Origin of the sequence: Rhizobacter sp. Root1238 (assembly GCF_001425825.1) — a bacterium.
Taxonomy (GTDB): domain Bacteria; phylum Pseudomonadota; class Gammaproteobacteria; order Burkholderiales; family Burkholderiaceae_C; genus Rhizobacter.
This window is the reverse complement of sequence record NZ_LMDM01000026.1, coordinates 1-14,143: the sequence shown is the minus strand read 5'-3', so window position 1 is coordinate 14,143 and position 14,143 is coordinate 1. Positions and strand designations below refer to the sequence as shown.

The 14,143-nt window shown below is 65.1% G+C and carries 11 protein-coding genes; 3 read left to right on the top strand and 8 right to left on the bottom strand.

Annotated features, from left to right (window positions below; genetic code table 11):
- Nucleotides 1-168: 168 nt before the first annotated feature.
- Complete coding sequence (locus ASC98_RS19835; RefSeq protein WP_162249214.1) at nt 169-1,938, top strand: tetratricopeptide repeat protein; 1,770 nt, start codon at nt 169-171, stop codon at nt 1,936-1,938.
- A 231-nt stretch (nt 1,939-2,169) separates the two neighbouring features.
- Here ASC98_RS19835 and ASC98_RS30650 read toward each other — a convergent pair whose 3' ends face one another.
- From ASC98_RS30650 to ASC98_RS19820, 5 genes are all read right to left on the bottom strand, one after another.
- Nucleotides 2,170-2,658, bottom strand: a complete 489-nt coding sequence (locus ASC98_RS30650) for a hypothetical protein (protein WP_157597678.1) — start codon at nt 2,656-2,658, stop codon at nt 2,170-2,172.
- Nucleotides 2,652-4,349, bottom strand: a complete 1,698-nt coding sequence (locus ASC98_RS30645) for a hypothetical protein (RefSeq protein WP_157597677.1) — start codon at nt 4,347-4,349, stop codon at nt 2,652-2,654. The genes ASC98_RS30650 and ASC98_RS30645 overlap by 7 nt, the downstream gene beginning before the upstream one ends.
- Nucleotides 4,350-4,641: 292 nt before the next feature.
- A complete protein-coding gene (locus ASC98_RS19830; protein ID WP_056810172.1) occupies nt 4,642-5,592 on the bottom strand; it encodes a CesT family type III secretion system chaperone in 951 nt (316 codons plus the stop codon).
- 154 nt (nt 5,593-5,746) lie between these two features.
- The gene (locus ASC98_RS31775; protein ID WP_056810169.1) at nt 5,747-6,469 is read right to left on the bottom strand and encodes a lytic transglycosylase domain-containing protein; all 723 of its coding nucleotides are present in this window, start codon (nt 6,467-6,469) and stop codon (nt 5,747-5,749) included.
- Nucleotides 6,470-6,476: 7 nt separating this feature from the next.
- Nucleotides 6,477-7,955: a helix-turn-helix transcriptional regulator gene (locus tag ASC98_RS19820; RefSeq protein ID WP_056810166.1), complete on the bottom strand. Its 1,479-nt coding sequence runs from the start codon at nt 7,953-7,955 to the stop codon at nt 6,477-6,479.
- Nucleotides 7,956-8,337: 382 nt separating this feature from the next.
- Here ASC98_RS19820 and ASC98_RS19815 point away from each other — a divergent pair, with 382 nt between their 5' ends.
- Nucleotides 8,338-10,926, top strand: coding sequence for a chemotaxis protein CheW (locus tag ASC98_RS19815; RefSeq protein ID WP_056810163.1), 2,589 nt, complete (start codon nt 8,338-8,340; stop codon nt 10,924-10,926).
- A gap of 55 nt (nt 10,927-10,981) precedes the next feature.
- Here the strand turns inward: ASC98_RS19815 and ASC98_RS19810 are convergent, their stop codons facing one another.
- From ASC98_RS19810 to ASC98_RS30630, 3 genes are all read right to left on the bottom strand, one after another.
- Entirely contained in the window at nt 10,982-11,626 is a 645-nt protein-coding gene (locus ASC98_RS19810) for a uracil-DNA glycosylase family protein (RefSeq protein WP_056810158.1), read from the bottom strand.
- Nucleotides 11,627-11,761: 135 nt separating this feature from the next.
- Complete coding sequence (locus ASC98_RS30635; RefSeq protein WP_157597676.1) at nt 11,762-12,256, bottom strand: hypothetical protein; 495 nt, start codon at nt 12,254-12,256, stop codon at nt 11,762-11,764.
- Between the two features lie 86 nt (nt 12,257-12,342).
- A complete protein-coding gene (locus tag ASC98_RS30630) occupies nt 12,343-12,678 on the bottom strand; it encodes a hypothetical protein (RefSeq protein WP_157597675.1) in 336 nt (111 codons plus the stop codon).
- Between the two features lie 1,108 nt (nt 12,679-13,786).
- Here ASC98_RS30630 and ASC98_RS30625 point away from each other — a divergent pair.
- Nucleotides 13,787-14,047: a hypothetical protein gene (locus tag ASC98_RS30625; RefSeq protein WP_157597674.1), complete on the top strand. Its 261-nt coding sequence runs from the start codon at nt 13,787-13,789 to the stop codon at nt 14,045-14,047.
- The last annotated feature ends 96 nt before the right edge of the window (nt 14,048-14,143 follow it).

The following is a 14,143-nucleotide window of genomic DNA, read 5'->3' as shown; positions in this document are numbered from 1 at the left end:
GTGACCGAATGCAACGGGCGTCGACGGATTGCCGACATCGACAGGCTAGGCGGGCCGTGCGCGGCGGCGGGTCCCGCGCACGAAGCGGCGTGCGCAAACCCGACGCCGCGCGTTCAGCTTCGTGCCGGCCGTGCCGCGGCGCCCGCATGAGCCCGCACAATGCGGCGCATGCCCGACCTGATCGCCCCGCCGACGGCCGAACTGCAGCGCGTGATCGAAGCGCTGCCGACCCTCGAAGCCGCCGAAGACCCCGCCCGCCACCGCGGCCTGCTCGAACAGGCGGCGGCACTGGCCGCCGGCGAGGGTGTCGACGGCCACACGCTCGGCCGCATCCAGCTGCTGATGGCCCGGCTGCATGCGCAGCTCGGCGAGTACGAGCTGGCGTATGCGCGGGCGCTGTCGGCCAGCGAGAAGCTGCAGCGCGCCGGCGACACCTCGCGCGCGTCGAGCGCGGACAGCACCTGCATCTCGATCTGCATCGAGACCGGCGACTTCAGCCGCGCGCTGGAGCACCTGCGCCAGACGCAGGCCGCCGCCCGCGCGCGTGGCGACCTGGAGTTGCTGGTGCGGCTGCTGTTCAACCAGGCCTGCACCTTCCTGTGCGTCGATGAGTTCGATGCGGCGGCGAACTGCTGCGAAGAGGTGCTGCGCGTGGCGGCCGAGATTGCGAAAGAGGCGTCGAAACAGACGTCGAAAGAGAAGTCAGCCGACGCGGTGCGCAGCCAGGTGGCGACCACCGCCGAAAGCGCGCGCGCCGCGCTCGGCTTCAGTCGCACCTACCTGGCCGATGCGCACGAGCGGCGCGGCCGGCTGGCCGAGGCCAAGGCCGAACGGCGGCGTGCCGCCGAGGCACTGCCGCAGGCGAGCGACCGCAGCCCGCTGGCGTCGCTGCACATGGTGATCTACGCGCGCTCGCGGCTCGGCGACCTCGAAGGCGCGCGCCACACCGCGGCGATCTTCCTGCGTCGCGTGCGCCAGCTGCCGCGCGCGCCGCGCTGGATGGCGCAGGTGTGGCTGACGATGGGCGTGTACTACCAGCACGCCGGCAAGCCGGGGCGGGCCGCGGCGCGGTTCGAGCGGGCGATCCGTGCGATGCGCAGCATCCGACACGACGGCGAACTGCCGAACACGATGCAGATGCTGGCCAACGCGCACGCCGCGAACGGCCGCCATGCCGATGCGCTGCGCTGGCTGCGCCAGGCGCATGCGGCGCGGCGCTTCACGCAGCCGGAGCAGGAGCGGCTGCACTACCGGATGGCCGCGCTGGAGCGCGACGCCGAAGAGCGCCGGCTGGAGCGCGAGACCGCGCTGCTGCATGCGCAGCGGCTGGCGGTGGTGGGGCGGCTGATGGCGCAGATCTACCACTCGCTGGGTGCGCCGCTGGTGGCGGCGCGGCAGGCGCTGTCGCTGTGCATCACGCAGGCCGACCATCTGAAGCCGACCGAGATGTCGGCGGCGCTGCGCGGCGTGGTCGCGCACATCGACGAGGCGACCGCGCTGACGCGGCAGCTGCGCATGTTCTCGTACCGCGCGGCACCGCAGGCGATGGTGCTCGACCTGTCGCTCGCGCTGCAGGAGGCCTGGAACGGCATGGCGATCGGCCGATCGGGGCCGCGCGAGCCGCTGGCGCTGCACGGTGTGGCGCCGCCGCAGGTGCGCGGCGATGCGCAGCGGCTGGCGGTGCTGCTGCGCATCTTGCTGATCGAGATAGAGCGGCTCGGCGGCGCGCAGGCGCCGCAGGTCCACCTGTCGATGAACGGCTCGGCGGTGCGGGTGCTGTTCGCGTCGGCCGCCCGCGAGGCGGATGCCTCGGCAGTCGGCGGCGTGGGGTTCACGCTGTGCGAGGAGATCGCGCGAGAGATGCAGGGGGGGTTGTGGCGCATGGATGCGCCGGCCGGGGAATTGCGGGTGGCGTTGGAGTTGCCGGCGGAGAGGTAGCCCGGTGGCCAATCCGGGACGGCGGCGCGACGCGCTCTCGGATTGGCATCGAGCCTACGACGATATGGCGTTCGACCAATCGGAGCCGCGCGAACCGCTGACGCACTGCACGGCGTCGCGGCTGCACGCTTTGCCACAGATCGCGTGGGGGCTACCTGTGGCGCATGAATGCGCCACAGGAGGAACTGCGCGTGGCCTAGCGACTACCTGCGGAGACAAAGCTGAGTCACTTTATTCAGCGGCATCCTTGAGCAGCTTCACGAAGCGTTCCAATCCCTTTCTTAGCTCCTCCTTGCCGCCGTGTTCACCTGCGAGTGAATACCCCGAAAGCCCGATCGTTATGATATGTATGTCAATTTCACAATGTTCCACCCACGTTTTCTCGGCATTGACACCAACCCTGCCTTCGCCGGGATGTGGCTTAACACCAGAAACTCTCAATCGATATTGCCCCAAATAACGCGCGAACACCTCGACATCCTTTAAAAGTTGACGAGCATCTATTTCTGTCGACTCCGAAATATTCGTCCAACGGTCGAGCAACGGATGTACCAAAGTCGCAAGTCGTTTTTTGGATTTTTCCAATTCATGTTCAGCGTTCTTGGCAGGAAAGACCTCGCCTGGTGACGGCCTTCCGACTGTCAACCGCCCAACCAAACCAAGTACCTCTTCAGGCTGATATTGCCCAGTCACAACACGCTTATCGCTGATAGCTACCACGTTGCCCGTCGCCTCCAAACCATTTTTTTACCCTTTGATTTTTTATAGAAAAAATCATGCGCCAGCTTGGCACCACGGCTTATCACCGACCGTTTTCCAGGCTTGCTCACCTCTGGGGTTATTTTTTCATTTTTTCCAGCCGGCTTTTTCTCTTTATTAGATTTATCGATCAGCCTTTCAACATGCCCTTTTATATGAATAGTTTCACTGTCACTCGACAATGAAAGTTCGGGCAGGTGTAATTCAAGCTTCTCGTAGCGAACTGGATCCACGCGGATCGAACCTTTTCCTTTGGAATTTGAGTTCCCAACCCCAAGGGTAGCTTGACCGCCACCAACACTGGAAAGCGACCTAGGAATACGATCCGTCGTGTGCTCGCTGGCATAACTCGATGAATCACTTTCTGCATTGGAGTTAGGCGCACCTCTATCAAGCAACGCAGATTTACATTCTTGTTTCTCCGGTGTGACGACATCTGTGACTTCAGCACTTTCGATCGAACCAAAAGCATCATCTGATTTTGAAGATCCTTCCGACTCCTCGGCCTCACGCTCCGCGTTGACCAAGCGTTTACCTTCCTCGATCGGCCTATTACGATGAAATTTTGAGCCCTCCCTTCGGAAGAAGTCTGTACTGTCACTTGAAGACGATCCAGTCTCGCGCGTCGCCCTTCTTTCAGCCTGAGAATCCGATAACGCCCCTTCATCTTCGGAAATCGAGCCACTCGAATTAGGATTTGAAGAGGATCCGATAGTGAGAGTCGCGTTGAGATCGGCAAGTGAACGCGACGCACGACTTCCCCTCGCATGGGTTAGCACGCTCGTATTTTCTTTCAGCTTGATAGCCGTCTTGACAGGCTTCCCTATTTCATATGAAAAGATCGCATTCAATTGCCTCCCGAAACTCTTTCGAAATGCCTTATGGCTCCTAGAACCACCACCGAACTTCACTCTCACATTGGGGTAGATCGTAACAAATCTCACCGCCTCCATCAAAGCAGTCCTGGCAGCGGCCTCCTTGGAAGCATCCGACCCATCGCCTGTTGATCCATAAAGAGGCCTCACCTCCAGAAAGAAGGGAGTTTGATCATTTGGATTTTTTGCCAGACGTGCGGCATGGTAGAGGGACTGATATGCGGCACTCACCTTACTTTCAGTCGCGCCAGGGGATCGCGCCTTCTTTTTCAAAAACCCAAATCTTGTTTTATTATTATTAATTGCCTTGGTACGAAAAGCAATTTTTCCCGCTACCGGCGTCCTCACGTGCACGTCACCAACCTCAAGCGCGTTCGTGTGGACAACGGTTCCAAACACAAAGCCGACGGTGGAAGGAAAGTTGCTTCCCTCGCTGATTCGATCCTTTGCCGACCAAAGACGATACGCAAGATCATGCAGCTCTGCTGGCAACTTGTTATTATTATCCCAATCCCACCTGAGAATCATCTTTGCCCCGAGAATTGCCGAGGCTACATCAAATTTTTCTCCTCGAAGGAGGCTACGGAAATTATGCAACGCTTGCTTGGGATAGTCTTCCGGGGTGGGCAATTTCGCCACATCAATCTCTCTTCCCTTTGAAGCAGCTTCGGCCCGAGCTGTCCGAGCAGCCTCAGCAGCCACAGACACAAACTCGCCGGCGGACCCATTCACGATCAATTCAGTTATCTCTGGATGCAGATAGTATCCATACTTCACCTCGACCGGAAAATCCTTGTAGCCATCGGGAAGACAGCTTGAAAAGCTAACGGATGTTTGACCCTTATCCTTCGATGCGATGTGATCTTCGTAGGCCCCCTGCGCCTAACAGATATGCTTTTGATTGAATATTGCCCTCTCCTTTCTTTTCGGAAGAAGTCTATATTCGTCCTTGTCATTTTTCACCCGCATGCGCACATCAGCCACAAAGCGCCGAAGTGATTTAGACGGGTTCACACCACGAACCAGCCTCGTACCGTCAACAAAGTTCGGCATCTCAAGCTCCAAAGCATTAATTCAAAACGTCGGCCAGTTCGTCCACAGGGTGCGATGGCACCTGCGTTGGACTCCGGCTTCCCCACCAGGCATCGAACCATTCCGTCGAGCTGCGAGCGATATCGAGGATCTCGGTCAGCAGGTCCTGGCTCGTCCAATCCGGACCGAGGCAGGTGCTTCGGTACACCGCCAAGTCCGCAGGCTCTTCAAGACTGAAGCCGTCCGCCCCGCGGGTGGCATGGGAGTCGTTCGACGCCAGCAGCCCCAGCAAGACATCGACCGGCTGAACGATCGGCGCCGCACCGTATTTGCACTCCAGCGTCAGCCGGACCGACCCCGGCTCGGCGTGCACCAGAGTCACGTCGGCATCCCCGACCGAGAAGCGAAGCGCCAAAGCCTGTGGCGGCGCATCGAGTTCCTCGACACCGTCCACGCGCTCGTCATCGCACACCTCATGCAGCACATGCACCAGCTCCGAACGCACATCGTCGTCTGACGGCGACCACGGCTCATCGGGGGATTCCACCGCCGGGAATCCAGCTTCGTCCAGGCTCCGCCCGGCGCGCCAGTGGTGGGCCTGCTGCGCGATCGCAGCCATCACCGCTTCGATCGTGTCCTTCTCGCACTGCGCCAATGGCAGCTGCATTCCGAAGGTGATCGCATCGGCGTCCTGCCGCCAGCCGAAGCTTCCGCGGCCCGTGGGCTGCAGACGGCGGTTGAGGCGCAGCAGCTTCCTCAGCGCCCACTCATCCCGAGGGGCGGTGCCAAACTCGCATTCGAGTAGTAGGCGATCCCGGTGCCGCTCGGCCTCGTGCGAGATCTCGAAATCGACCCCGTCCACCGTGAACCCCACGGCATCGGCCGCTTCGCCGTCCAGGCTCAGTTCAGGTGCGGGCTGCCCATTCGCCTCGAACAGTGCGCGCATCCGCTGCACGAACAGGCTTTGCCATCGATCAGGGTCATCCATCGGAACTGCTCCAGGCCAGGTGATACGCCAGCCCGCGGCCGCGGGCGTGTCTGCTGTGTCACCGCGTCACGCGCTGCGTTCCGTCGCCGCTGCATGTCGGGCGCTCTGGTCTTGGAGATATGTCCCTGTCGGGTGCGTGGGGCCACGCGCGAACTCACCGGCCCAAGCTCCGGTAGATCGCCATCACGTTCTGCACATACGCCTGCGTCTCCGGATACGGCGGGATCTCCCGCCCGTACTTCATCACCGCGCCCTCGCCGGCGTTGTAGGCCGCCACCGCCAGTTCCGGCTGGCCTTCGAACATGTTCAGCAGCAGCCGCAGGTAGCGCGTGCCGGTGCGCAGGTTGGCCTCGGGCTCGAACAGGTTGCGCTCGGCATCGGCCAGGCCCATGCGCTGCGCGGTGGCGGGCATCACCTGCATCAAGCCGATCGCGCCCTTCGGCGACACCGCGTTCGGGTTGAAGCGCGACTCCACGTGCACGATCGCGCGCAGCAGGTTCACATCGGTGCCGAAGCTGCGCGCCACCGCCGCGATGATCGGGTCGTAGGCGGTGATCCGATCGGCCGGCGGCACACCCACCGAGATCGACACCCCCGACGGCGGCAACAGCAGCATGCTGCCGCCGCGGCGCTGCACCTCGTCGGCCAGCGCCGCATCCGAGAGCCCGAGGATGCCGGCCACATCCTGCGACGTCAGCGGCTTCGCTGCCCGCACCGGCGGCACCACCGGCACGCACTGCACCCCGCCGTCGGCGATCGGCCGCGCGCTCAGGTAGCGGTTGCCGAACGGATCGGTGCAGTCGAAGGCCGCACCGGCCTGCGAGGCGGCCCCCGCCAGCAGCGCGCCGATCGACGCCCGCACGCCACGCGTCCACATGGCCGCCTCAGTACGCGGCCGCCAGGTGGTCCGCACGGCCGCGGCGGGCCAGCGTCTCGGTCGGCGTTTCGCGGAAGTACTTGCGGTACGAGGTGACCAGCGTCGAGCGGTTGCGGATGCCCCAGCGCGCCGCGGTCTCGATCACGCTGTGGCCCGGCGCGTCGTCGCGCAGCAGGTCGGCCCGGATGCGCTCGACGCGGCAGCGCTGCATCACCTCGCCCGGCGTCATGCCGAGGTGGTTCTTGAAGGCCCATTGCAACGCCCGCTCGGTCACGCCCATGTCGTCGGCGATCTCGCGCACGCTCAGCTCGGCGCAGTCCAGGTGCTCCAGCAGGTAGCGGTAGGCGCGGCGGTACTTGGCCGGCAGCCGCATCTCGATGTCGTCCTTCACCGCCACCGGCGCCGCCACGCCCGGCCGGGCCGCGCGGTCGTCGAAGGCCGATTCGGTGCGCACGCACTGCATCGATTCGAGCGCATAGCGCTGGTAGTGGCGCATCGATTCGTCGACCCGGCCCGACAGCGCGCACACCTTGGCGAGGCAGTACGACAGCTCCATGCGCCAGCGCTGGCGCCCGCCCATCTCGGCCTCGCGCGATTGCAGCGGCTCGAGCGTGGCCCGCGCCAGCTCGGCCTGGCGCAGCGTGATCGCGACCAGCGCCGTGTCGAGCCGCGCCTGGCGCTCGAGCGTCGCGAGTCCGAGCGTCCGCAAGCCGGCGATGTGATCGGGCAGCGCGGTCTGCGCGCGGGCATCGCCGCACGAGGCCAGCACCAGGTCGCGCAGCTGGCGCAGCCGGCGCTCCACCAGCGGGAAGCGGCCATGCGCGTTCATGCAGTGCTCGATCGCCGACAGCGGCTGCAGCTGGGCCGAGGCCGGCATGCGGTCGACCAGCGGCGATTGCCAGAACACGTGGTCGCGCAGGTCGTCGTGCGCGCGGATCTCGCTCTGTGCGAGCAGCTCCACGCGCACCAGCCCGACCAGCATCGACAGCTGGGCCGAATCGTCGTCGCGGGCCATCTCGCTCGCATCGTCCAGCGCCTGCATCGCGCGCTCCTTCTGGCCGAGGCCCTGGCGGGCCATCGCCATCGCGCACAGCGCCTCGACCTTCTGCGCCGGCGTCGCGGCCTCGTCGACCGCGATGCGGCCGAAGCAGGCTGCGGCGGTGCCGTAGCGGTGCTGGTACAGGCTCAGGAAGCCGGTGCCGCGGCACGACACCACGCGCACCGTGCCGCGTTGCGCGCCGCCGGCCAGCTTGACCGCCAGGCGGTAGGTTTCCTCGGCTTCTTCGGCACGGTCCAGCGACAGCATCAGGTCGCCGCACAGCTGGGCGAGTTCGCTCAGCGTGTCTTCGCTCAGGTGCGCCGGGCGGTCGCCCAGCAGCGCTTCGGCTTTCGAGACGGCTTCCTGGACGCGGCCGTCGAGCACCGACGACATCAGGGCCTGGGTGTGTTCGTGGCGGGCCAGGACGGTGAGGACTTGAATCTGCATGGCGATCTCTCCTTTGGGTGCAAGGTCCGATGCAGGACCCGATGCAGCTCAGTCTCGTGATCGCTTGAAAAAACAAGCTCATGAACTCTCAGTCACGCCGCTTGCCTCAAAAACGAGAAGCCGCACGCGGCCGATTCGCAAGCTTGCGAAAACGCGCGCTGCCGTGGCCCGGGCTGACGCGAAGCTGACGCTGCGCTCCCTTCCAAGACGCGCGCCGGACGCGTTTCTGTCGCGTGATGCGCAAGCGTGATCCGTTTCACGAAAGCGCAGGTGTACCTGGCCGCGGATCGGCCGATTCTCAAAGTTGAGACCGTGCGTGTCGGCTGGGGCCTGCGAGCGAGGCGGATGTCTCACCAAGTCACTTGAATCCTCAGGACAAAGCATGAAAAAGATCTGGCGCCGCGGGATGCCCTTCTCGCCCGAAGTGGCCCCGCTGGTGTCGCGCATGCCCGCGGTCGACGAATACCGCGAGTCGCTGCTGCGGCTGCAAGGGGTGTGGGACAGCCTGTCGATGCTCGGGCAGATGAGCGGCACGCTGCCCGACATCGGGGCGACGCGCGCCGCGTTCCAGTCGCTGTCCGAAGACCTGCTCGACAGCCTGGGCCGCACGCTGCTCGCGAACGTCGCGCAGCGCATGCGCAGCCAGGCGCAGGTGGCGATCGACATCCTGGTGCGCAACCTGTTCGAGCGCACCGCCGACATCGGATTCCTGAGCACCGATTCGCAGCTGCGCGATGCGGTGCGGGCCGGCAAGTCCGCCGAGGGGATCGACGCCGCATCGCTGCGCGCGCTGCGGGCCCGCTTCGCCGAGTACGCGGCCAAGTACACCGTGTACGACGACGTGATCGCGCTGGCACCGGATGGGCGCGTGCTGGCGCGGCTCGACGATTCGATCGACGCCCGCGCCACCGGCCGCGAACCCTGGCTCGCGCAGGCGCTGCAGGGCGCCCCCTATGTCGAGCACTTCGGCGCATCAGCGCTGATGGGCGGCCGGCGCGCGCTGCTGTATGCGGCGGCGATCCGCGTCGACGAACGCATCGAGGGCGTGCTGTGCCTGTCGTTCCGCTTCGACGACGAGATGCACGCGATCTTCTCGCAGCTGCTGGAGCCGCGCGACCGCAGCGTGATCGTGCTGTCGGACGCGCGTGGCGCGGTGCTGGCGTCGTCCGACCCGTGGCAGGTGCCGGTCGGTGCGCCGCTGCCACCGGCCACCGGTGCGCCGTCTGCCCACCAGCTGGCCCGCTTCGCCGGCCGCGAGTACCTGCTGGTGCATGCCGCCGCGACCGGCTACGAAGGCTACGGCGGCCCCGGCTGGTCGGCGCATGCGCTGGTGCCGGTGGACCAGGCCTTCGACACCGCCGAGTTGCAGGACGCCATGACCGCCGCGGCCGATGCCGACGACCTGCTCGCGCGACTGGACACCCGCGAGCTGTTCGGCGAGGCGCTGCGCACCATCCCGACGCAGGCGCGCCACATCCAGCGCGACCTGTCACGCGTGCTGTGGAACGGCCGGTTGCGCCCGGCCGGCGAAGGCACGTCGAATGCCTTTGCCGCCACGCTGCTGCGCGAAGTCGGGCAGACCGGCGAGCGCATCCGCCAGGTCTTCGAGCAGGCGATCGCGAACCTGCACCGCTCGACGCTGAACGCGGTGTTCGACGAGGCGCGCCACCATGCGCGGCTGGCGATCGACATCGTCGACCGCAACCTCTACGAACGCGCGAACGACTGCCGCTGGTGGGCGCTCGACGGCGTGCTGCGCGGCGTGCTGTCGCAGCCGGCCGGCCAGCGCGACGCCGCGCGCGCCGCCGCGGTGCTGCAGCGGATCAACGGCCTGTACACGGTCTATGCGCTGCTGGTGCTGTTCGACACCGACGGCCGCATCGTGGCGGTGTCGGACCCGGCCGAGCAATCGCGCTGCGGCGAGCTGCTCGACGCGCCGTGGGTGCGCGAGACGCTGGCGCTTCGCGACGCGCAGCAGCATGTCGAATCGGCGCATGCGGCGAGCGACCTGTACGGCGGGCGGCCGACCTTCGTGCATGGCGCGGCGTTGCGGGCCGACGATGGCAGCGCGGCGGTGGTCGGCGGCATCGCGATCGTGTTCGACGGCGAACCGCAGTTCGCGGCGATGCTTCGCGACGCGCTTCCGCTCGATGCGCAGGGCGCGCCGTCGCACGGCGCAGCGGCGCTGCTGGTGACGCGCGCCGGCACGGTGGTCGCGAGCAGCAACACCGCGCGCTGGCCGGTCGGCAGCGGCTGGTCGGTACCGGCGGACTGGCAGGCGCTGGCGCGCGGGGTGTCGGCCAGTTCGGTGATTCACCTCGACGGCGTGGCCTGGAGCGCCGGTTGCAGCGTCTCCGGCGGCTACCGCGAGTACCACGCCGAAGGCAGCGTCGGCCCCCACGACCTGTTCTCGGTGGCGCTGCTGAAGCTCGGCGCGGTGCAGTCGCAGGCGCCGGCGGCGCCGTTGGTGTTCGACAACGCTGCCACGCCGCCGCGCGGCAAGGAGCCGCTGCTGTCGATCGCGAGTTTCCTGTGCGCCGGCCAGTGGCTGGGCGTGCCGTCGACGGCGGCGCTGCAGGCCTTGCAGCCGCCGCGCATTGCCGCGCTGCCGAACGCGCCGGCCCATCTGCTGGGCATGCTGGAGTTCGAAGGCCTGCTGCTGCCGGTGGTCGACCTCGGCGTGCTGCGCGGCACCGGCACGGCGACCGACCCGCAGGCGGCGCTGGTGGTGGTCCAGGGCTCGCGCGGCCAGCGCTTCGCGATGCGGGTCGACGAGCTCGGGCCGGTGTTCGAGGTCGCCAGCGCCCGCGTGCAATCGCTCGCGCGGCCGGGCGGTGCGCAGGAGCGGCTGGTCAGCAGCCACCAGCGGATGCTGATCCTGATGGACGTCGACGCGCTGGTCGCACAGGCCGGCATCGCGGCGCTGGCGGTGCCGGACGTGACAGCAGTGGCGGAAGTCGCGCTGGCCTGAGCAAGCTTGCGTTCGCCCGAGCCTGCGCGGCCGTGGAAGGCAACGGGACCCGGTGTCACTTCAACATCGACAGCCGTTGTTGGAGCAGCTCGGGAAACCGTGCGCGCCAGCGGGCATTGGCGGGCGACGGATGGGGCATGGGGTGCAGGCGGACGGCACGCGCCAGCCCGGGCAAGGGAATGTCGATGCTGCGCTCGTACTTGATGTCGCCCTGGTCCCAGAAGGCATGGAGCCGCTGCCGGGTCTCGTCCGGCTGGCCGATGCCGAACCAGAAGAACGCTTCGTTCCCGAACGTGATGACATCGCGACCGCTCCACTGAGCGTGCATGAATTGCAGCAGGATCGGCTGGCACGCGAGCCGCACCCGCTGGCTCCAGGGCTTGTTGCCCTTGGGCTTGAATGGCACCGTGCTCATCCAGAAAAACCGCTCGCCGATGCGGAGCCGGCTTTGCTCGTCTTGCGAGGCTGACGGCGTGTAGAACGACAGCAAGGCATTGCGCAGGCGCTGGCCGGATTCGCCGACGAAGGGGATGCCGCATTTCGCTTCCTTCTCACCGGGGTCCCGGCCGAAGAAGCAGATGGCGGCGTCGCGTGGGCCGCGGGGGAGCACCGGCTGGAGGTCTGAGCCGTGGGCGTCGGCATCGAGCTGGGCGTGGCCGCGGACGACGTTCTGCAAGTCGCGGACGATGGGTTCGGTCATTGCTGGATTCTCCAGGCTCATCGGGTGCGCGATCGAACTCCGGTGAACGTCCGCTCTCACGAGCTGCGAAGCGGAGCTATCGACCCGTTGCGGACAGCTGGCACACCGAATTCGACGCCCGAAAGCAGTCGCCTGCTACGCGCCCCGTGTGTGCGCCTTTGCCCAAGCATCATTGCTGCGATGTAGCCCGAAGCCGATGGCATCAAATTCGTCCTGTCTCTCCGCGGCCCGTACCCCTACCTTCCGCAAGGCGCGGCTGATCGCAGAATCGGGCCACTTTGAGGGGTCGTCTTTGCCATCGTGAAGCGCGAGGGCGACCTCTCCGCCTTCCCAAACGATCGCATCTTGGCTACCCTCACCGCCCCAAATGAATGTTGCGGCATACACGACAGGGCCGAGAGCTGAAAGTCGAGCGGCAAGCGCCGCAATGCCAGCAACCATGTCGCCTGCCAATGGCGAAGAGGGGTCCAAGGCGGGAAATTCACTTTCTCTGAGTGCTGACTCGACGTGAGCTGTCATCGGCACGAGCGCCATCCCTTGAGAAAGTGGACAGACGACAAACTGCGGAATGATCCGTTGTGCCTCGTTGACTACGTACTCAGGCGCTACCAGTGCTTGAACCCAATGCATGCGTATCCAGATTGATTGCTTGAGAACGGTTGGTCGCGGCGGTCCGATCGTGGCCGGTCAGGGAAGCTCGTCGCGTTGGGCCGATGCTATCGGATCGCTGAGTTGTTGCCGCTGAGGAAGCGGACCTCAGGAAAGTCAGTTGCCCAGAACTTGAACACAACCGCCCCGTTCTGCTCCAGCCACGAGTCGGCGGCTTCCGACTCAGACCTGGTCACGGAAAAGCGCAGCCCGAGCTTCTGAATCGCACCTGCTGCATCCCCCGAAAGCCCCTCGAGACTGGCGCGCGACAGCTCGAACACTGCGCCTGCTTTTGAAGCAAACAGACGCGTCCGCCACCACGCGGATTGGCTTGCATCAATGGCGCAGTCGGCTAGCCAGCGCTTATGCAGCTTCTTCACGAGTCGAGGAGAACGCTTCTTCATGGCTCGATTTTGCGGTGCGACCGCCGTCCGCGGAGCGTTCGGAAGCAGTCAGAGGGGAGAGACAGCTTGTGGCCGGATGTGCCCTTTCGTCGCACTGCACCCAAGCGGTCTCTGCCAGAGACATGCTACGTTTGGACGACTGCTGCGCCAGGTGCGATCGGTTTCTACCAGCGCCACTTGGCTGACTGGCTTCAGGCTGATGGAGAACGCTCTCGCTCATCAGATTCAGTCCCGAGGCGTTTCAGGTGCTGCACCACGCTCTCCAAGCTGGACCACTGCGGGGGCAAGACATCTAGCCATACAAGGTGACACTCGCTTGAGAAAGACTGGATTCTTAGGCTGTGAGTCGCTGGATGGATTCCAAGACCTACGGGCGGGACTACGCCGACGCGAGTCTCCCGCAGCATGGCGAGGACTCTCTCTGCTTCGCCTAGTGGAAGGTCCATCGCCGGTGACTTTCTCACCTCTGAGCTCTCGAGCGACGGGGATTGTGCCCAGTCCGCTCCTTGATAGCGGCGAACCCAAAGCCGCGCGCATCCACCGTCGATCGCTTCGTGCACCTCCAACAGCACACACTCGCACCATTGCTCCGGACGCTCGAAGGGAGCAGAAGTGCGGTACTCGATTAGATAGCTGTTCACGGCGCCCGGACGAACGTTGATTGAGAAGGGATCGTATCCGCCCCCTTGGGCGATTGTGGATTCCGCTGCAGGGTCGTTCACACCTAAAGCACCCGAATCGAACGGGCCAACGGGTCGAAAGCTCCACAGCGCGGCGTTCCGGGACGACCGTTCCGCCACAGCCGGCATCGCTCTGGACAGATCCATCGCGTCGGTCGCGGATCGTCGACCTTACGCATAGCCGTCACTCGCAGCGAGCACTGACGAAGGTCGCCTATCGGTCAGCGCCGTCGTTCGGCCACCGGACGAGCTCACACAATCGACCCGAATCTGCCCTTCGCGAGGCCAAGACGCGTGACCACAAACCGGACGTTCGTTCCCACCGCCGCCCTGTAGTCTCCGGTGCTCGAATCCTTCTTACTGGGGATGTCGCCACGGGTGCCACTGGGTATGCTTTGGGGTACCAAGCTTCTCGACAGGGAGTCCGTATGGCCGACGTCACGCTTGAAAGGATGACCATGTCTCAGTTGCAAGCGCATCTGAAGGATCTTCAGCGGGAGCTCGCTTCTCGCCCTCAGGTCGATCCCGCCGCCCTGCAGAAGGGATTGACAGCAACAATTTTGGCCGTGGTAGCTGGGATGGGCACTGTCATAGCCGGTTTGGCAGCCTTTCTGCAGCGAGGCGTGGGATTCATATCGGGCACCCATATCGTCTGGGGCTGTCAGGATTTCTGTGTGCGAGGCGGTTGAGCTGAATTGGCTATTGGCCGACTCGCTTATCGACTGCCGTGCGCCGGCAGTGTGAATCGCTCCTCGTAGACCACAGCGAATTGGTTCAATTGGTTC